General features: G+C 71.8%; 11 protein-coding genes. 2 read left to right on the top strand and 9 right to left on the bottom strand.

Going from position 1 to position 19,878, the window contains the following annotated elements; genetic code table 11:
* Positions 1–17 precede the first annotated feature (17 nt).
* From DDJ31_RS04900 to eccD, 7 genes are all read right to left on the bottom strand, one after another.
* Positions 18–464, bottom strand: a complete 447-nt coding sequence (locus DDJ31_RS04900) for a YbaB/EbfC family nucleoid-associated protein (RefSeq protein WP_127181517.1) — start codon at positions 462–464, stop codon at positions 18–20.
* A gap of 151 nt (positions 465–615) precedes the next feature.
* Positions 616–4,062 carry an AAWKG family protein gene (locus DDJ31_RS39615; RefSeq protein WP_127181516.1) on the bottom strand — a complete coding sequence of 1,149 codons (3,447 nt, stop codon included), beginning with the start codon at positions 4,060–4,062 and terminating at the stop codon, positions 616–618.
* A 118-nt stretch (positions 4,063–4,180) separates the two neighbouring features.
* Positions 4,181–4,666 (bottom strand): type VII secretion system-associated protein, encoded by a 486-nt coding sequence (locus DDJ31_RS04910; RefSeq protein WP_127181515.1) that lies wholly within the window; start codon positions 4,664–4,666, stop codon positions 4,181–4,183.
* A 96-nt stretch (positions 4,667–4,762) separates the two neighbouring features.
* Positions 4,763–5,083 carry a WXG100 family type VII secretion target gene (locus DDJ31_RS04915; RefSeq protein WP_127181514.1) on the bottom strand — a complete coding sequence of 107 codons (321 nt, stop codon included), beginning with the start codon at positions 5,081–5,083 and terminating at the stop codon, positions 4,763–4,765.
* Positions 5,084–5,170: 87 nt separating this feature from the next.
* Entirely contained in the window at positions 5,171–5,521 is a 351-nt protein-coding gene (locus DDJ31_RS04920) for a hypothetical protein (protein WP_127181513.1), read from the bottom strand.
* A gap of 273 nt (positions 5,522–5,794) precedes the next feature.
* Positions 5,795–7,267, bottom strand: a complete 1,473-nt coding sequence (gene eccB, locus DDJ31_RS04925; RefSeq protein WP_127181512.1) for a type VII secretion protein EccB — start codon at positions 7,265–7,267, stop codon at positions 5,795–5,797.
* 24 nt (positions 7,268–7,291) lie between these two features.
* On the bottom strand, positions 7,292–8,692 hold the full coding sequence (gene eccD / locus DDJ31_RS04930) for a type VII secretion integral membrane protein EccD (protein WP_127181511.1): 1,401 nt from the start codon (positions 8,690–8,692) through the stop codon (positions 7,292–7,294).
* A 280-nt stretch (positions 8,693–8,972) separates the two neighbouring features.
* On the opposite strand from eccD, the gene eccCa reads away from it, so the two are divergent.
* Positions 8,973–12,947, top strand: a complete 3,975-nt coding sequence (gene eccCa / locus DDJ31_RS04935) for a type VII secretion protein EccCa (RefSeq protein WP_127182949.1) — start codon at positions 8,973–8,975, stop codon at positions 12,945–12,947.
* A 144-nt stretch (positions 12,948–13,091) separates the two neighbouring features.
* Here eccCa and DDJ31_RS04940 read toward each other — a convergent pair whose 3' ends face one another.
* Positions 13,092–14,306, bottom strand: coding sequence for a S8 family serine peptidase (locus DDJ31_RS04940; protein ID WP_127181510.1), 1,215 nt, complete (start codon positions 14,304–14,306; stop codon positions 13,092–13,094).
* 348 nt (positions 14,307–14,654) lie between these two features.
* On the opposite strand from DDJ31_RS04940, the gene DDJ31_RS04945 reads away from it, so the two are divergent.
* On the top strand, positions 14,655–17,969 hold the full coding sequence (locus DDJ31_RS04945) for a right-handed parallel beta-helix repeat-containing protein (RefSeq protein WP_127181509.1): 3,315 nt from the start codon (positions 14,655–14,657) through the stop codon (positions 17,967–17,969).
* Positions 17,970–18,030: 61 nt separating this feature from the next.
* Here DDJ31_RS04945 and DDJ31_RS04950 read toward each other — a convergent pair whose 3' ends face one another.
* Positions 18,031–19,746, bottom strand: a complete 1,716-nt coding sequence (locus DDJ31_RS04950; protein WP_367396694.1) for a protein kinase domain-containing protein — start codon at positions 19,744–19,746, stop codon at positions 18,031–18,033.
* Positions 19,747–19,878: the final 132 nt, after the last annotated feature.

A 19,878-nucleotide genomic window follows, 5' to 3' on the forward strand; every position in this document is an offset into this window, starting at 1 on the left:
CCGTCCCCTCTCGACGCTCAGTCGCTGTCTTCGTCGATCTCGTCGCGCAGCCGGTCGCGGCCCGGCCTGCCGGACGCGGCGCGGCCGCCGCCGTCCAGCGCGGAGCCGAACATCCGGTCCCAGTCGACATCGAGGCCCCGGCGGATCGATCCCGCGGGCCCTGGCTGGGTGAAGGGCGCGAAGGAGTCCATCACCTGACGCGCCATCCGTGCCCGCCCCTGCTGGACCGCCTCCATGATCGAGGCGGCCAACTGCGGTCCTGTCATGTTCTGGTGCTTGTTGTCGAGGAACTTCAACGCCGTCAGCTCGCCCTGCGCACCGACCGTGGCCTCCACCACGCGGTCCGCCGACCTGACCGTCTCGGAGGCCTGACGGAGATCCGCCTGCACGCGGGCGACGGCGGCCTGGGTGGCCTCGAGTTCGGCCATGGCCTGCGCGATGCGCTCCTGCAATGGCTCGGACACCGGAGACTCCCGTCAGAGAAAAGCGATGATCATTGTGCAGTACACAGGGGCCGGAATGCCATTTTTTCCGCCCTCCTTGTGATCCATCGAACTCAGCCGCCGGACGCCCGAGTTGACCCGTTCAGGGCCGATCGGGCGTCCGGCGCGGATCCTAGCGGCCGATCACGGCGGGCGAGCCGCCCTCCTCGGTGCCCCAGACGTCGTCGTCCTCGGGCGCCCAGACCTCACGCTCGCGGTCGCTGCTCTCGGTCTCCGTCTGGCCCTGCCCCGCGCCCGCGCCGCCCATCGGGGGCAGGAACGGGCTCGAACCGCTGGTGGCGACGGTCTGCCGCTCCTCGTAGGAGCCCTTGGCGCGCGGGGCGGCGCCGGGGCGGCGGTTGCTCACCACATCGCCGTCGATGACGTTGCGGACGCGCTCGGACGGGCCGTCGTTGCCCTTGCCGCCCATTCCCCCCATCCCGCCCATGCCACCCATCGGCATCCCGCCCATGCCGCCCGTGCCGCCCAGCCCCGCCGGCAGACCGCTGTTGAGCGGGGTGCCGCGGCTCGCCTGCGCCTCGTCGACGCCACCGCCCGACACATCGGCGAGGGACGGCTCGCGGTACGGCGAGTCGTCGTACAGCTCCTCCTCGTAGGAGGGGTCGCCGTAGTCGTAGGTGGGGGTGGCCGTGCCGTAGCCGCCGCCGTTCAGCTGGTGGGACGTCCGGTAGTCGGGGACGGCGCTGCCGGGGTCGTTGAGATAGCCCGTGGTCGTCGTGCCGTCGGGGGCGGTGATGGAGGTGGCGCCGGTGTCCGGGTCAACCCGCGAGACGCTGCCGTCGGGGTACTCGGTGACGACCTGGCCCTGCGGGTCGAGGTGGGTGGTGCTGCCGTCCGGGTTGGGCAACGCGTCGCCCGCGTTGAGCGGACCCGAGTACGAGGAGCCGTCCGGCCTGATGACGGTGGACGTCTGGGTGTGCGGGTCGACCACCGACTCGCTGCCGTCGGGGAACTCCGTCACCACCCTGCCGTGCGAGTCCAGGTGGGAGACGCTGCCGTCCGGGTTGGTCAGCGAGTCGTCGCCGTTGACCGGCCCGGAGATGTCGCTGGTGAACCGGCCGAGATCGCCGCCGTTCAGGGAGTGGCTGAGCTGCTCCTGCTTCTGCTGGTACTCGGCCTGCTTCCGCTCCTGCTCCTGACGGACCTCGTCCTGCTTCTGCTGCGCCTCGTCCTGCTTCTTCTCCTGCTCGGCGCGGATCTGATCCTGCTTGGCTTCCTGCTCCTGCCGGATCTGGTCCTGCTTCTGCTGCGCCTCCTCCTGCTTCCGCTCCTGCTCCTGGCGGACCTCGTCCTGCTTCTGCTGCGCCTCGTCCTGCTTCTTCTCCTGCTCGGCGCGGATCTGGTCCTGCTTGGCCTCCTGCTCCTCGCGGATGCGGTCCTGCTTGGCCTCGGCCTGCGCCTGCTTCTCCTCGGCCTTCTGCTGCGCCTCCTCCTGCTTCTTCTCCTGCTCCGCCCTGAGCTGCTCCTGCTTGGCCTCCTGCTCCTCCTGCTTCTTCTCCTGCTGCTCGCGGATCTGGTCCTGCTTCGCCTCCTGTTCCGTGCGGATCTGGTCCTGCTTGGCCTCCTGCTCCTTACGGATCTGCTCCTGCTTGGCCTCCGCCTCGGCCTGCTTGGCCTCCTGCTCCTTCTCCTTCGCCTCCTGCTTGGCCTCCTGCTCCTGGCGGAGCTGCTCCTGCTTCGCCTCCGCCTCGGCCCGCTTGCGCTCCTGCTCCTTCTCCTTCTTGTCCTGCTCGGCCTTCTGCTGGTTCACCTGCTGGATCTGGAACGCCTGGGCCTTCTGCTGGGCCTCTTCCTGCTTCCGCTGAGCCTCTTCCTGCTTGGCCTCCTGCTCCTTCTCCTTGGCCTCCTGCTTGGCTTCCTGCTCCTTGCGGATCTGCTCCTGCTTGGCCTCGGCCTCGGCCTGCTTGGCCTCCTGCTCCTTCTCCTTGGCCTCCTGCTTGGCCTCCTGTTCCTTCTCCTTCTGTTCCTGCTTGGCCTCGGCCGCCGCCTGCTTGGCCTCCTGCTCCTTCTCCTTCTCCTCCTGCTTGGCCTCTATTTCAGCCTGTTTGGCGTCCGCTTCGGCTTTTTCCTTGGCCGCCTTGGCTTCCGCCTCCTTCTTCTCCTTGTCGTACTTCGCCTCGGCTTCGGCCTTTTCCTTGGCGGCTTTGTCCTCGGCTTCCTTCTTGTCCTTCTCGTACTTCGCGTCCGCCTCGGCCTTGTCCTTGGCCGCCTTGTCCTCGGCGTCCTTCTTGTCCTTCTCGTACTTCGCGTCCGCGTCGGCCTTGTCCTTCGCCGCCTTGTCCTCGGCGTCCTTGGCGGCCTTGTCCGCCTTGTCCTCCTTGAAGGAGTCGCCGATGCCCTTGTCGCCCTTGGTGCTGATGGACCCGAGGTCGAAGTTGGACGAACCCCAGGCGAGGGCCAGGTTCTTCAGCGCCTCCTCGGCGGGGTCGATCAGGTTGTCCTTGACGGAGGCGTTCCAGCGCCTGACGGCTTCCTCGCCGACGGCCTTCCAGGTGTCCAGCTCCGTCATCTCGCCGTAGGTCTTGCCGTGCGCGTCGGTGGCCTGCGAGGTGAACCCGGGCCGCGCGGTGTAGTCCCAGTACCCGCCGGCCTCGGTGTACGAGTAGTCGGCGTCGACCTGGGTCAGGTTGTTGTACCAGGACTTGTTGGCGATCTCGGAGAGCAGGTCGACCAGCCAGCGCAGCGGGTTGCCCTCGTAGACGTTCCAGTAGTCCCACTTGTTCTTCAGGTTCTGCGCCTGGGTGCGCAGGTCGGTGCCCGCCTGCCGCAGCGCCGCGCCCTGCTTCGACACACCGCCGACGGCCTCCATGTCCTCCGCGTAGTGGTCGTAGCGCCTGCGCAGTTCGTGGATGAGGTCCCAGAAGACGCCGGCCGCCTGCCCGAGCCACGCGTCGTTGGGTGAACTGCTGACCTTGTTCTGCCAGTCGTCCATGGTGGTCTTGCTGTCCCAGAAGAACTTCGCGACCCGGTCGAAGGAGTCCGCCACCATGTCGAAGGACGCCAGCCTGACGCCCTTGCCGATGTCGATGGGCGGTTCGCCGCCCCAGCTGTAGCCGAGGGTGCCGTTCTCCTTCTCCAGCAGGTCGGCCAGGGCGTGGCCGGTGCCGTAGGAGTACTTGGTCAGGTTGAAGGTGTTCCAGACCGTGCCGTCGTCGCTCGGCTTGAAGTGGCCGTCCTCCAGCTCCTTGCCGTACCTGCTCTTGCCCTCCCGGCCGACGACCTCGCCGCCCACCGGCTTGCCGTCGGCGATCTTGGCGCCGAGCAGGGTGAAGCGGGCCTTGTAGTAGGTGACGCCCTCGCTGCCGCCGCGTGTGTAGAACGGGATGATGAAGTCGGTGTTCTGGATGTCCCAGCCCGCGTTCTCCACCATCCAGTCGTACTCCTCACCGGTGACGGAGTCGACGCTGCCCTGCTTGCTGACCTCCACCTTCATCTGCTTGATGCCGTGGTTGCCGACGATCTCCTCGAAGAGGGTGTCCCTGGCGGGCGCCTCGTACCCGGTGAAGAGCCGGACGGCCTTCAGCCAGTAGTCCGCGTACTCGGTCTTGTCATCGGCCATGGCGGGGCTCCATCAGAGGGGGTCGGACGGCAGGCGGAACGGCGGCGGGGACGCGCCGACGCGGCACCCGGAGGGGAGGTGAGGGGCGGACCCGGGGCTCGGGCTCGGACGGCTGGTCCTAGTCGTCGCCGTCGTCGCTGTCGTCGTCCGGTGAGGTCGTGAGGTCGGTCTCGACGTCCTCGTCCTCGAAGATGTCGTAGAGCTTCTGGCCGTCGATCGCGTCCAGGCTCGTGCCCTGCGTCTTGAACAGGGTGTCGATCGTCTCCTCCAGGGCGGAGTCGATGTCCTTGAACAGCTCGATGTGGCTGGTGAGGATTCCGTCGAGGGTGGTGACCATCTTCGCGACGGCGGCGTTCACGGCCTTGCCGTGGGTGCTGGTGTCCGACGCCAGGTTCCCGATCGCGAGCGGGACGGGCGTGTCGAACGGGAGGCCCTCGATCGTCCCGTCGTCGCCCTTGAGGGTCTTCATCGCGGGGACCATCGGGTCCGAGCCGTCCTCGGTGATCTTCTTCAGCTCGTCCCTGAAGCCCTTGATGTCATGGTCCTTGAAGCTCTGGAGCCATTCCTTGTTGAGCTGTGTGGGGGTCTGGTTGCCGTCGGCCATGGCCCTGTCTCTCTCTCCGTCTCGGTACGGACGACACGACGGGCGGCCGCCCCACGGATACCGCCTCGTGGAACGGCCGCCCGCAGGACATCGGATCTAGCCGATCCTGACGTCCTGCCAGCTCTGCGTCTGCTGGCGCTCGTTGTGGGTGTAGAGATCGCGGATCTGGTTCAGCGTGCTCGCGTTGTCCTCGAGCCACTTGGCCATGTTGGCGACCGCCTGGTTCCACGCCGCCTGCTTCTCGTCGTAGACCTGGCGGTCGTCGCCCTCCCAGGAGTTCTTCAGGGCCTGGAGTTCGTCGTTCAGACTGTTGATGATCTTCTCGATCTCACGCGTCTGGAGGCGCATGTCGTCGACAGCGTTGTCGACATGCGCGTAGCTGACGTAGATGTATCCGTCAGTGAGGTTGTCCGGCATAGGTGACCTCGTCTCGCTGGTGCGGTGGGGGCTGGTCGTCGTGGCGGTGCGGCCGACGGCGGGCCGGCGTCGGACCGGCCCTGACGGTCACTTGCCGCTCGTGCTGCCCATCAGGTTGTCGAAGATGGACTGCGACTGGGAGTACGCCTGGTTGATCGCCTCGTTCGACGAGCCCTGGGTCATGCCCTGCGCGCGGAGCGTCTCGTTGAGCTGGTTGATCATGTCCTGGAGGTTCTTGGAGATGATCTCGGCGTGCTCGTCCCAGGAGTCGAGCAGCTTCTGGAACGCTCCACCGTCGCTGCCCTGGAGGGCCGAGATCATGCCGTGCTTGGTGTTCTCGACGTCCTGACGGCGGCTCTGGACTCCCGAGAAGGCCATCTCGAGAGCCTGGATGCCGTTCCGTGTCGCCTGTTCTTCCGCCCTCTGCATGCCCGCCATGGGCGTGCCCCTTTCCGGTGGATATTCACCGCCAGGCCCGAGGCTCTGGCGCGGCTTGCGCAACCGGATGCGGTGGCACCGTCATCCCGTTGGTGGTGCAGACAAGAATGGTAAAAGCATCGTGAAGTGCGGGCAACGCCTCCCCTCGGAAAGTGCCGTCACCCACACACCTCGACAATTCTCCCTTAGCACAGGCTATTTGATGGGAGCGGACGCATCCTCAGATGTTCCTCAAATTCCGATTCACCGTGCGGACACGGTGAGTTCCCGCGCTCATCGGCCCGCGGTCCCCAGGGGATCGGCGCCGCACGGCGGAGCGGTCGCCCGCGCCCGGCCCGACACCGCGGCCGCCGCCGTCAGATCGGGCCCGGTGGGCACCATGGCGAGCAGCGACGACGGCAGCCGCTGCGCCTGGCCGGTGGTGTAGCCCAGCGCCTTCAGCGCCTCGGCCGACGGCACCCGGTACTTCACCCCGTTGTCGGTCACCAGGTAAAGGGTGCTGCCGACGTTCGAGCCGTCCGCGCCGAGCGCGTGCACCAGGGCGCCGCCGCCCGGCGGCACCACGATCCGGTTGACGGTGACGCAGGCCGCCGTCAGCCCCTCCGTGGTGGCCTGCGCGGGCCTGCCGATGTCCTCGGTGTGCGCGAGGGACACGCTCACCCGGGTGCCGTCGGCGCCCGACTGGATGCTCACGCACGGGCTGTCGCCCACCGCGGGCTCGACCGCCTTCGGCGGGCTCGCCGGGAGGTCGGTGCGGGTGTCGCCGCCCTCGGCGCCGGGTGCCAGCCGGCCGATGACGGCGGCGGCGCCCAGGGTGGTGGCGGCGGCCGTGCCGCCCCGGTACGCCTTCATTCTGGTCTCCGGGTTGCCGAGGAGCAGCGCGGCCATGGTGGCGTTGACCGGCGCGAGCCCCTCCTTGCGCAGCACGTAGTAGTGGAGGTCGCCGCCGGGCGCCGACACCTGGAAGACCTGGCCGATCCGGGTGTCCGCGCCGCCGAGCGAGGGGCCCGGGTCGCCGCGTCCCGGGATCGCCGGGGCGGTCAGATCGGGGCCTGAGGAGAGCGAGTTGAGCAGGGCGGCGGAGACCGGGCGGGGCGAGCGGGAGCCGTAGCCGAGGGCCTCGCGGGCGCCGCCCGCGAGGTCGAGGCGGAGCTTGCTGCCCTGCCAGACCAGGTACTGGGCCTTGTCGGGTCCGGTGACGAGGAGTCCCTCGGATCCCGCCAGTCCCGCGCCGCCGAGGTCGGTGCCGACGACGAGCGCGGTGGCCGTCGTCCCGGTGCCGCCGGTGGCCGCGCACACCTGCCAGGGGCCGGTGGTGAGGGAGCCGCCCGCGGGCAGGTCGTCGGGGGCGCCCGGGATGCCGACGGGGGCGCCGTGGGCGGTGCCCGCGAGGGACTTGGCGCCGACGGACGCGGTGTCCATGTCGGCGCCGAGGATCAGCCGGGCCGAGGTGTAGTTGCGCACCGGGCGCAGCCGTTCGTCGAGGTAGAGGTAGCGGCCGCCGGTGTCCTTGTTGACCACCAGGGTGCCCTCCGCGCGCCAGGAGTCCTTCGTGCCCGGCTTCAGCAGCCCGAAGACGAAGGAGCCGGCCGCGAGCAGGACGGCGATGACCACGCTGAGGGCGACCCCGCGGTTGGTCCTGCCCTGGGGGCTCTCGGGGGCGTCGGGGTCGGCCCGCAGCATGCCCGAGGTGAGCCGCCCCATGACGAACATGTGCGCCTGTACCTGGTCGCGCTTGGACTGCACTGTGGGTTCCTCCGGTTCGGGCCGTCAGCCGTTGAGGCCGCGTAGGGCGCTGTACACGCCGAGCACCCACAGGGCCAGCGGCAGCAGGGCGAGCGCGGTCGCGGAGTGCAGGATCTCCGCGGCCCGGCCCCAGTAGGGCACCAGCCGGCGGCCGGGGACCGTCCAGGAGGCGATGGCGAGGCCGGCGGTGGCGGCGAGCAGGCCCGCGACGAGCAGCAGCCGCTGGTCGGGGGTGGCGGTGACGCCGTCGAAGAGGACCAGCAGGAGCAGGCCGCCCGCGCCGGGGACGAAGAGGGACAGCCGCTGCCAGACGTTGCCGAGGCCGCGTCCGTGCAGCAGGAGCAGCAGGGCGAGGACGACCGCCATGATGACCTCGGGGAGGCCGCCGTCGTGGGTGAGGACCGCCTGGCAGACCGCGCAGACCGCGCCCACGGCTCCGTAGAGGGAACTCATCCAGCCGTCGGCGAGGACGGCGCGGGCGGAGACCACGGAGGTGGGGTGCGGTTCGATGCCCTCCTGGAGCTGTTCGGCGTTGGTGGGCAGCGGGGGCATGCGCAGCCCTGACATCCGGAAGGCGAGCGAGGGCACGAACGCGCCGAGCAGGACGGCCAGCAGGGCGACGATGCCGGCCACCTGGGGCGGCCCGAGGTCGGTGACGAGCATCAGGGCGCCGACCAGGGTGCCGAAGACCATGACGACGGCGAGGCCGAGGTAGAGGGCCGCGAAGGAGGCGACGGCGGCGAGGGCGACGATGGCGCCGCCCGCGCCCGCGGCGCAGGCGGCCAGCAGTCGGGCGCCGAGCACCTCGTGGCTGTGCGGGCCGCCGAGGTCGCCGCCGGGCAGCAGCCAGCCGGCGAGGGCCAGGTAGGGGCCCGCCATGAAGCCGAGGGCGGCGCCGGCCGCGGCGTCGCCCACCGCGCGGCTGGCCGCGCCCGCCCCGGCGATCAGCAGCAGTCCGCCCGCCGCCGCGCCCAGGGCGCGCAGTACCGGGGAGCCGCCGGGCAGCGCGAGGACGAGCAGGCCGGCCAGCAGGGCGGTGACGGCGAAGCCGCGCAGCAGCCGGGTGCTGGCCAGCGGGGACCAGCCGTGCGGCCGGCCCTGCATGGTGGTGGATATGCCGTCCACCAGGTCGTCGAGGTGGACCTCGGGCAGGGCGTCGATGCGCGGGCGGAGGTAGAGCGTCTCGCCGTCGCGCAGGTCGTAGGAGTCGAGGGTGCGGCCCTCGTCCATCGGCTCGCCGCCGAGGCGTTGCAGCACCCAGCCGCCGTGGTCGAGGCCGTTCTCGGCGAGGTCGTCCCCGCTGTAGCCGAGGACGGCGGGCAGCAGGTCGACCACGGGCACGTCGGAGGGCACCGCGAGGTCGATCGTCTTGGCGGGTGCGCGCACGGTCAGGCGGCACAGACCCGCCACCTGGTTGTCAGTCATCGGGCTGGCTCACGCTTCTTCCGGGGATCTGCAAGGGGGTTCCCGGGTTCCGTCGGACACGGACTCGTATGGGGTCGGGTGACACGGATGAGACATCATCGTATGTGTGGGCCGCACGCGTCGCCGGACGGGTGCTCGTTACTGGCTGTTTCCGTTAACTGGTATACCGGATCAGCAGAGTTCATTCTCGGCCGTCGGCGGGGATGCCTCGAAGCGCCCGCGGACCGGGGGCGATCCCCCACCGACATCGTCCCGCCCGTGAGGAGACCTTTCGTTGAGTGTGGTCCTGTTCCGCCGTCCGGCGCGACGGCGCGGCCCCGAGATGCCGGACGGCGAGCTGAAGCTCCAGGAGCCGCCGACGCTGCCCGAGGTGGTGCCGGACAGTTCCGCGGTGTGGACCTATCTGCCGATGGCGCTCATGTCGGTGTCCATGATGCTGATGCTGATGCGCCCCGGCATGACCAGCGGCGGCGGCAGCCACTTCATGTACCTGGCCATGGGTCTGATGGTGCTGTCCTCGGCGGCCATGATGCTGGGCCAGATGATGCGCAAGGCCAGCGAGCGCAAGCAGCGCCTGAAGGGTGAACGCCGGGACTACCTGCGGTATCTCACCCAGATCCGGCGCAAGGTCCGTACCGCGGTGGCCGATCAGCAGAAGGCGCTGGCGTGGCGGCACCCGCCGCCGTCGGCCCTGTGGCAGCTGGCGGGCACCTCGCGGCTGTGGGAACGGCGGCCGCAGGACGAGGACTTCGGCGAGATCCGGGTCGCCGTCGGGGAGCAGAAGCTGGGGCTGCGTCTGACGCCGACCGCGACCACGCCGGTCGAGGACCTCGAACCGCTGTCCGCGCACGCGCTGCGCAGCTTCATCCGGGCCTACTCGACGGTGCCCGACCAGCCGATCGCGATCTATCTGCGGGCCTGGGCCCGGGTGTTGTTCCGGGGCGACGAAGATCACATCAGGTCGCTCGCCCGCGCGATCGTCGCCCAGCTCACCACCTTCCACGCGCCCGACGACGTGTGGGTGGCGCTCTGCGTGTCCGACGAGCGGCGGGCCGACTGGGAGTGGGTGAAGTGGCTTCCGCACAATCTGCACCCGCAGGAGAGCGACGGGGCGGGCCCGGCCCGGATGTTCGTCTCCAACCTCAACGAGCTGGAGGACCTGCTCGGCGCCGAGTTCCTGGAGCGTCCGTCGTTCGACCCGGACGCGCCGCCCGGCCGTGACGAGCCGTTCACGGTGATCGTGCTGGACGGCGGTTCCGTGCCGGCCCGCCACCGGGTGGACGGCGCGGGCTTCCGCAACGCCGTCGTGCTCGACCTGACCGGTGCGCTGAGCTGGCGTCCCGGGCGGGTCACGCTCCGCTTCGACGTCAGCGAGGACTCGTTCGCGCTGGTGCGCACCGACCGTGAGCGCAAGGAGCAGACCACCCGGCTCGGCGCCCCCGACGCGCTGGCGACGGTGGGCGCCACCGCCCTGGCCAAGCGGCTTGCCCCCTACCGGATGGGCACGGGCGGCGGGGACTCCTCCGAACCGCTGTCCTCCGAGGTCGAGTTGACGACCCTTCTGGGCATCACCGACCTCCACAGCCACGACCCGCAGCACCTGTGGAAGCAGAGCACCGGGTCCAACCGGCTGAAGGTGCCGATCGCGGTGGGGCCCGACGGCTCGGCGGTGGAGCTGGACATCAAGGAGTCGGCGCAGGGCGGCACCGGTCCGCACGGCATGCTCATCGGCGCGACCGGTTCGGGCAAGAGCGAGCTGCTGCGCACCCTGGTGCTGGCGCTGGCGCTCTCCAACTCGTCGGAGACCCTCAACTTCGTCCTGGTGGACTTCAAGGGCGGTGCCACCTTCCTCGGTCTCGACGAACTCCCGCACGTCTCCGCGGTGATCACCAACCTCGCCGGTGAGGCCGCGCTCGTGGGCCGGATGCAGGACGCGCTGCACGGTGAACTCATCAGGCGCCAGGAGCTGCTGCGGGCGGCGGGCAACTACACGTCCGCGCTCGACTACGAGAAGGCGCGCGCCTCGGGCACCCCGCTGGAGCCGCTGCCCAGTCTGTTCGTCATCGTCGACGAGTTCAGCGAACTGCTCTCCGCGCACCGCGAGTTCATGGAGCTGTTCGTGATGATCGGGCGGCTCGGGCGCAGCCTCGGCGTCCATCTGCTGCTGGCCTCGCAGCGGTTGGACGAGGGCCGGATGCACCAGTTGGAGAGCCATCTGTCGTACCGCATCGGTCTGCGGACGTTCTCCGCCATGGAGAGCCGCGGAGTGCTGGGGGTGCCGGACGCCTATCAGCTGCCGCCGCAGCCGGGCAGCGGCTTCCTGAAGTCGGGTGTGGAGGCGCTGACCCGTTTCCGTGCCGCGTACGTGTCGGGCCCCTACCAGCAGCGGCGCAGCCGGGCCAACCAGGCCAGGGTGGCGAACCAGACGGTGCCGTGGACGGCCGGCTATGTGGTGCCGCGTCAGCTTCCCGAACTCCCCGAGCCCGAGCCCGAGGCGGAGGAGGAGACCGGCGACACGCTGCTGTCGGTCGCGGTGGACCGGATGCTCGGCGCCGGGCCGCCCGCCCACCAGGTGTGGCTGCCGCCGCTCGACCTGCCGGTCACCCTCGACCAGGTGCTGCCGCCGCTGACCCCGGACCCCGAGCTGGGGCTCACCACGGTCGGCTGGGCGCAGCGCGGCCGGCTGACGGTGCCGATCGGCATCGTCGACAAGCCCTTCGAGCAGTTGCGTGATCTGCTGACCGTCGATCTGTCGGGGGTCGGCGGGCATGTCGCCATCGCGGGCGGTCCGCAGAGCGGCAAGAGCACCATGGTGCGGACCATCCTCACCGCGCTCGCGCTCACCCACACTCCGCGCGAAGTGCAGTTCTACTGCCTGGACTTCGGCGGTGGCACGCTGGCGGCGCTGGCCGACCTGCCGCACACGGCGGGGGTCGCGGCGCGTCTGGACACCGAGCGGGTGGGCCGGGTGATCGCCGAGGTGACGGCGATGCTCGCGGACCGTGAGCGGTTCTTTCTCGACCAGGGCATCGACTCCATGGCGACCTATCGCAGGCGGCGGGCGGCGGGCGAGTTCGCGGACCAGCCGCACGGCGACGTGTTCCTCGTCATCGACGGCTGGTCCACGGTCCGCCAGGACTTCGACCGCAACATCCAGACGTTCGCGTCGATCGCCGCCCGCGGTCTCAACTACGGCATCCACCTCATCGTCACCACCGCCCGCTGGGTGGAGCTGACCGCGGCCATCCGCGACCAGGCGGGCACCCATGTGGAGCTGCGGATGGGTGACCCGATGGACTCCCAGATCGACACCCGCCGGGCCGCCACCGTGCCGCGGGTGCCTGGCCGGGGCCTGACCCGTGAGGGCAAGCTGCACTATCTGACCGCGCTCCCCCGCATCGACGGCATGGAGTCGGCCGACGACCTGTCGGACGGCGTCTCGGGTCTGGTGGCGGCGGTCAAGGAGAGCTGGCACGGCCCGGTGGCGCCGCGGGTGCGGATGCTGCCGACGAAGCTGCCGGTGCGTGAACTGCCGCCCGCCGGGGGCGACTTCCGGATGCCGATCGGTCTGGAGCAGGAGCGGCTCTCGGTCGTCTGGCACGACTTCAGGGAGAGCCCGCACATGGTCATCGTGGGCGACACCGAGAGCGGCAAGACCAACATGCTGCGGCTGGTGGCGAAGTCCATCATGGACCGGTACACGCCCGCCGAGGCCCGCATCATGCTGGTGGACTACCGCCGTGACCTGGTGGAGGCGGTGCCCGAGGAGTACCGGCTCGGTCACGCGGTGTCGATGGACGCGCTGAAGGACCTCATCGACGGCGCCGCCCGCGCCGTCCAGACCCGGGTGCCCGGTCCGGACATCGCGCCGGGCCGGATGAAGCAGGCCGACTGGTGGACCGGGCCGCGGCTGTTCATCCTCGTCGACGACTACGACATGCTGGGCGCGGGCATCGGCAACGCGCCGTTCGATCCGCTGCTCAACCATCTGGCGCTCGGCTGGGAGGTGGGCGTGCACATCATCGTCACCCGCGCGGCCTCGGGCGCCGGGCGCGGTCTGAACGAGATGCTGCTGCGGCGGATGCTGGAGGTCAACACCCCGGCCCTGCTGCTGTCCTGCCCGCCGTCGGAGGGCTATCTGCTGGGCAACATCAAGGGCCGGACGATGAACCCGGGGCGGGCCATCCGGATCGCCCGCCGCAAGACGACACAGGTGCAGACGGCGATGATGGACGAGCCCGAACCGGCGAGCTGACCCACCGGGCCGCCCGCGCCTTTGGGATGTCCCACACCTCGCCCGATCCCGCCCCCGGCGCACACGCCGGGGGCGGTCTCCGTCTGGCCGCGGGCGCCATCGCCGCCCGCGCGAGGGCCGTCACCTGTGGTGGTGGCGTCCGGCTCAGGTGGCCGTGCCCGGCCGGTCCTCCTGGCCCGCGGGGCGCCAGCCGCGGGCCCGGCCGCGTGGGACGACCACCACGGCGCCCGCCACCAGCAGCACCAGCATGCCGCCCGCGCCCGCGATCAGCAGGGCGCGCTCACGCGGCTGCGGGGACGCCTTCGGCGGGACCCGCGCGGGCGGCGCCTCGGGCACGGCGCCCTGCGTGTCGGTGAGGACGGCGGTCAGCGCCGCGTACGGGTCGACGCGCGGCGGCACCGCCGGGTAGGCCGCCGCGACGAGCTGGCGGGACACCTGGTCCGCCGACATCGCCGGGTTGCGGGAGCGCACCAGGGCGGCGGCCCCGGCGACGTTGGCCGCCGCGAAGGAGGAGCCCGAGCCGATGAAGTGCCCCGCGCCGCGCGGCCCGACGCTGACCACCGCGTCCCCCGGCGCGGCGAGGTCGGCGCCCGCCGTCTGCGGGGCGTTCTCCGGGCGGCCGCCGTCGGGGCCGTAGTCCATCACCGCGAGCACCCCGGGCACGGCCGCGGGCCAGTACCAGGGCGCCGGGTCCGCCGTCTTGCCGGTGGCGCGGTCACGCGGCAGCGCGTCCGGCGCGAACGGGACGACGACCAGGGCGTCGTGCTCCCTGGCGTAGTCGACGGCGGCCGTCAGGACGGCCTTGCCCTCGGGCACCACGCGCCCCACGTAGACGACCTTCGCGCCGCCGTCGACGGCCGCCCTGATGCCGTCCGCGAGGAGTTCGGCGGTCGGGTTGCCGCGTTGGTCGGTGCCGCGCACCGCGAGGATCCGGGCGGCGGGCGCGGCCCCCGCCACGCCGACGCCGTCGACGGGGGCGGCGGCGATCAGGCCCGCGGCGAAACTGCCGTGCCCCACGCAGTCGGTGCCCGCGTCGCCGACCGCGGTGACCCGGCCGTCGAGCGCGGGGACGGCGGTGCCGACCCCGGTGTCCACCACGCCGACCGTGACCCCGCCGCCGTCCGCGAGGGACCAGGACCGCTTCAGCCCCAGCGCCTGCCGGGTCCAGGTCTCCTCGTGCGCCGTCTCGGCCGAGGCCGGTGTGCACGGCGCGTCGGCCGCCAGGGCCGAGGGGACGGCGGGGAGTTCGACGGAGTCCGCGACGGCGGCCGGGGTCTGGGCGGCCAGCGGCACCGCGGCCAGCAGGGTGGCGGCCACCGCGTGCCGCACCGGACGGCGGGGGGAACGAGCAGGTCGCATGGCGCGCACGATACGCCCAGCGCCGCCCGGCCGGGCAACGCGCCCCCGCGCGCGGGGCGTTCGGCGGACCGGGGCACCGTGCGCGCGGGGCGTGCCCTGCCGGGCGTCGGGCCGTGCCGTCGCCCCGGGAACAACTGCCGTGCCGGGTGCCGGACATGGCAGGGACCGCGGGATGCCGGTGTGCCGCCCGTCACCGCCCGGCTGCCGGAGGCACCTGGCTGCCGGTGCCGCGGTTCCCGTAGCCTTCACCCTTGTGCCGGTCCCTCTCCCCCAGCCTCCCGGCAGTCCGGGCCCCGGTGCCATCGAGAGGGCCCGGCGGCAGCGGCGTCACCACCAGGAGGTCCCAGCGTGTCACGGCAGTTGCTCACGGTCGGTCCGGACCAGCCGGAGGGCTTCCGGACGATCGGCGAGGCCCTGGAGAAGGCGCGCGCGGGAGCGGTGATCCGCGTCCGGCCCGGCCGCTACCGCGAGAACCTGACCGTGCGCACCCGCATCACCATCGCCGGTGACGGAGAGCGCGGCAGCGTCGAGATCTGCCCGCCGCGCGGCACCGCCGTGGTCCTCGTCGCGGACGCCGTGATGCTCACCGACCTGACGCTGCGCGGCGGCAGCGAGGACCTGCCGGTGGTGGACGCGCCCAGGGGCCAGGTCGCCATGGACGGCTGCACGGTCGTCGGCTCGGGGTGGACGGCCGTCCTGGCGCGCGAGAACGGCTCGGTCGCCATCCGGGACTGCCGCATCTCCAACCCGGCCGGCGCCGGCGTGGTGGACACCGCGCCCACCGGGAGCGTCGTCGCCGACTCCGTCTTCGAGCATCTGGGCACCTCCGCCATCGTCCTCGGCGAGCAGGCCCGCACCACCGTGCGCGGCTGCCGGGTGCGCGACGCCCAGGGCAACGGCATCCTCGCCAACGGCGAGGCGCAGGGCCGGGTGGAGGAGTGCGACCTCACCGCGACCGGCAAGCCGGCCATCGCCCTCGAGGGCATGTGCTCGACCCATGTGCTGCGCACCCGGGTGCACGACACCTCGGTCGGCGTGTACGTGACGAGCAGCGCGCGGCCCACCCTCGAAGAGATCACCGTCACCGACACCACGGGCCCCGGCATCGTGCTGTCCTCAGGCGCCGACCCGGAGGTGCTGCGCTGCGCCACCGCCCGCACCAAGGGCAACGGGCTCACCGTCACCGAGCGTTCCCGCGGCACCTTCCACGACTGCGTCTTCGACTCCGCCGCCGACCCCGCCGTCCGCGTCATCGGCAACAGCGCGCCCCTGCTGATCAACACCACCGTGCGGGACTGCGCCGACAAGACGGCGTCGGTGCTGCTGATGGACGGCTGCACCGCCGAGTTCGACCGCCTCGACGTCGTCGACGCCGCCGGGGTCGGAGTCTCCGTGCGCACCAACGCCGACCCGCTGCTGAGCCGGACCAGGATCACCGACGCGCGCGGCCACGGCGTGGAGGTCACCGAGGACGGCCGGGGCCGCCTGGAGGCGTGCGCCGTCGAGGGCACCGAGGGCGCCGGCATCCGGATCGGCGACGGCGGTGCCCCGCAGGTGCGCGACACCGCGGTGCGCGGGACCGCCCTGGCCGGGGTGTCGGTCGGCGCCGGCGGGCGCGGCACCCTCAGCGACTGCGAGATCCGCTCCAGCGCCGCCGCGGGGCTGCACGTGGAGAGCGGCGGCGAGATCACCGGGCACCGGGTGCACGTGACCGAGGCGAGCGCCCACGGTGTCCTGATCGCCGAAGGCGGCCGGGCCGCCCTCGACGCGTGCCAGGTGACCGGCTCCACCGGCGACGGCATCCGGGTGGACAGCGCCGAGAAGGTCGTCCTCAGCCGGTGCACCGTGCGCGACAACCGGGGCGCGGGTCTCAAGCAGAGCCGCGGCAGCGACCGCATCACCGTGGAGGGCCTGGACAGCAACGGCAACGCGGCACCCGACGCCTGGGGCGAGGACGCGGGTCCCGGCGGCGCGGAGAGCGGCACCGCCGGGGGCGGCCCGAAGCGGCCCGAGGGGCCGCTGGAGGAGCTGGAGACCCTGGTCGGCCTCGCCGACGTCAAGCACCAGGTCCGTACCCTGATCAACCTCAACCAGCTGGCCCAGCGCCGCGCCAGCCTCGGCATGCCCGCTCCCCCGATGAGCCGCCACCTGGTGTTCTCCGGGCCGCCCGGCACCGGCAAGACCACCGTGGCCCGCCTCTACGGCGGCATCCTCGCCGACCTCGGGGTGCTGCGTTCAGGCCATCTGGTCGAGGTGTCCCGCGCCGACCTGGTCGCCCAGATCATCGGCGGTACGGCGATCAAGACCACCGAGGCGTTCAACGAGGCCCTCGGCGGGGTGCTGTTCATCGACGAGGCGTACACGCTGCTGTCGGACAGCAAGGGCTCGGGCTCCGACTTCGGCCAGGAGGCCATCGACACGCTCCTGAAGCTGATGGAGGACCACCGCGACGACGTGGTGGTCATCGCCGCCGGCTACACCGACCAGATGGACACCTTCCTCGGCTCCAACCCGGGCCTCGCGTCCCGTTTCACCCGCACCATCGAGTTCGCCAACTACTCGGTGGCGGAGCTGGTCACCATCACCGAGTCCATGTGCGAGGCGCACCGCTACGAGCTGGACCCGCACACCCTGGACGCCCTCGCCCGGCACTACGAGCGGATGCCGCGCGACGCCACCTTCGGCAACGGCCGCGCGGCCCGCCGGGTCTTCGAGGAGATGGTGGACCGGCAGGCGTTCCGGCTGGGCTCGATGGCCAACCCGGCCGAGGCCGATCTGTCGCTGCTGCTGCCCGCCGACGTCGCCGCCGAGGAGGCACCCGGCGCGGGCGAAGCGACGCGCGGCGCCCAGGAGTTGCTGTCCGAGCTGGACGCCATGGTCGGTCTCGCCTCCGTGAAGCGCGAGGTCACGGATCTCACCAACCTGCTGGAGGCGACCCGCAAGCGCCGGGCGGCCGGCCTGCCCACCCCGAAGATCAGCCACCATCTGATCTTCTCCGGGCCGCCCGGCACCGGTAAGACCACCGTGGCCCGCCTCTACGCGGACCTGCTGCACTCGCTGGGCGTGCTCAAGACCGGCCAGTTGGTCGAGGTGGCGCGCGCCGACCTGGTGGGCCGGTACGTGGGGCACACCGCGCAGCTCACCAAGGAGGTCTTCGAACGGGCCTTCGGCGGTGTGCTGTTCATCGACGAGGCGTACACGCTGACCCCCGAGGGCTCGGGCTCCGACTTCGGCCAGGAGGCGGTGGACACCCTGCTGAAGCTGATGGAGGACCACCGTGACGAGGTCGTCGTCATCGCCGCGGGCTACACCCGCGAGATGCGGCGCTTCGTGGACTCCAACCCGGGCCTCGCGTCCCGGTTCAGCCGCACCGTGGAGTTCGAGCACTACTCCACGGACGAGTTGGCCACCATCATGAACGTCTACGCGTCGAACTCCGGTTACGACTGCCCGCCGCAGACCATGGAGGCGCTGCGCGGCTATCTGGAGCTGGTGCCGCGCGACCGGGCCTTCGGCAACGCCCGTACCGCACGCCAGATCCTGGAGTCGATGATGACCCGGCAGGCCCGGCGCATCGGCACGATGGCCGCGCCCGGCCTCGAGGATCTGCGGCTGCTGCTCCCTGAGGACCTTCCGGCGTTCACCCCGCAGCCGGCGGGCTGATCCGGCGGTCGCGGTGCGGCTCGGACCTCGTCGGGTCCGAGCCGCCTGGGCGCGGTTCTGCTCAGTGGGCGGTGCCGGTGGACCAGAGTTCCGCGTCGCCGTCGCTGATCGTGATGTTGCCGTCGCCGCGCAACGTCAGCACAGCGTTCTCGTGCCCGTTGGTCTTGCTCGCCCACACGGCCCGGTGTTCCTTGTCGTAGACGACCAGGTTGCCGTCGTCCTGGAACTCGGCAGTCGCGCCGTCGCCGCTGGTCTTGGAGGCCCAGCGCGCCTTGTTCTCCTCGTCGTAGGCGACCAGGTTGCCGTCGCGCTGCATGACGAGTCTGATCCTGGCCGCGATGAGTTCGCCGCCGGCCTCCACGACGACCGGCCGGCTGACGACCAGTTCGGCGGGCGGCTCCTGGCTCTGGCCGCCGCTCTCCTGGCCGTCCTGCCGGTCCTCGCCCTGCTGCGCGTCGGCGCCGTCCTGTGCGTCCTGTACGTCCTGGCCGTCCTTCGAGGTATCGGCCGCGTTCTGCGCGCCGTCGTCCGCGGCGGCCGACCGGTCGGCCGCCGCGGCACTCGCCGCGGCCCGTGCGCCGCTGTCCTTCTCGGTGTCGTTCCCGGGCAGCAACGTCAGCGCGGTGGCGGCGGCGACGCCGACGGCCACCGTCGCGGCGGCGGCGATCAGGACGGTCCTGCGGCGGGAGCGGGGCCGCGGATCACCGCTGCCGGGCGGGCCGAAGCCGGGCGGCGGCGCCAGGACCGCGGTCCCGGACGGCGTGCCGGGCACGACCTGGGTCGGGACCGCCGCCGTCGGAAGCTCGGCGGGGGCGGGCCCGCCTGCGGCGGGGCCGGCGGAGGCGTCGGGGGCCGTCGGCACCGGGACCGTCGCGGGGACGCCGTCCTTCGCCTCGGGTGCGGAGATCAGCCGGTAGTGCGGGTCGTCGGCCAACGACGTGTGCGCGTCGCGGAGTTCGACGATCTCGCCGGGCGTCGGCCGCTCGGCCGGGTCGCGGTGGGTGCAGGCCGCGAGGATCTCGGCCAGCCGGGGCTCGACGCCGTCCAGGTCGATGTCGCCGTGGACGGTGCGGTAGGCGATCGCGGAGAACGACCCGTCGCCGTACGGGGGCCGGCCGGTCGCCGCGAAGGCGATGGTCGCGCCCAGCGCGAAGACGTCGGCGGCGGCGCTCGTCTCCTCACCGCGGAACGCCTCGGGAGCGGTGAACCCGGGGGTGCCCGCGGTGTGGCCGACCTGGGTCAGCGCGGCCTGCCCGGCGCCCCGGGCGATGCCGAAGTCGATGAGCTGCGGGCCGACCGGCGACAGGATGACGTTCTGCGGCTTGACGTCGCGGTGCAGGATCTCGTGGTCGTGGATGTCCGACAGGCCCTCGGCGAGGGCGGCCAGCAGCGCGAGGCAGAGCTGCGCGGGCAGCGGCCCCGACGCCTGGACCGCCGAGTAGAGGGTCCGGCCGGGTACGTACTCGGTGGCGAACCAGAAGGGCGGCGCGTCGAGGCCGCTGTCGATGATCGTCGCGCTGTAGGCGCTGCGCACGGTGTGCAGCGTGTCCACCTCGCGGCGGAACCGCTCCAGGGCCTGCGGCTCGTACTGGAACTGATCACTGATCACCTTGATCGCGACCGGTCGGCCGCCGGGGGTGCTGCCGAGGTAGACAGTGCCCATACCGCCCGCCCCGAGGCGGCCGGTGAGACGGTAGCGACCGATCCGGACAGGATCGGATGCGGCGAGGGGATGCACGGTGTGGAATTCCTCCCAGAATGACCTGCCCGGCCGCACCCGTCCATGGGCTGTGGCGTGCGGGGATCACACCGCTCGCGCTTCCGCGTGCGTGGCTGACGAGCCGCGTCGCCACACAACAGCCGGTCACTCGATCATACGTCAGGCACCCCACGTCCGGGATCGGACACC

The sequence above is a fragment of the Streptomyces griseoviridis genome (assembly GCF_005222485.1).
GTDB lineage: Bacteria > Actinomycetota > Actinomycetes > Streptomycetales > Streptomycetaceae > Streptomyces > Streptomyces hintoniae.

Coding starts and splice junctions, on each gene's coding strand:
- DDJ31_RS39615 (WP_127181516.1), bottom strand. CDS start 4,062: ATGGCCGATGACAAGACCGAGTACGCGGACTACTGGCTGAAGGCCGTC.
- DDJ31_RS04910 (WP_127181515.1), bottom strand. CDS start 4,666: ATGGCCGACGGCAACCAGACCCCCACACAGCTCAACAAGGAATGGCTC.
- DDJ31_RS04915 (WP_127181514.1), bottom strand. CDS start 5,083: ATGCCGGACAACCTCACTGACGGATACATCTACGTCAGCTACGCGCAT.
- DDJ31_RS04920 (WP_127181513.1), bottom strand. CDS start 5,521: ATGGCGGGCATGCAGAGGGCGGAAGAACAGGCGACACGGAACGGCATC.
- eccD (WP_127181511.1), bottom strand. CDS start 8,692: ATGACTGACAACCAGGTGGCGGGTCTGTGCCGCCTGACCGTGCGCGCA.
- DDJ31_RS04940 (WP_127181510.1), bottom strand. CDS start 14,306: ATGCGACCTGCTCGTTCCCCCCGCCGTCCGGTGCGGCACGCGGTGGCC.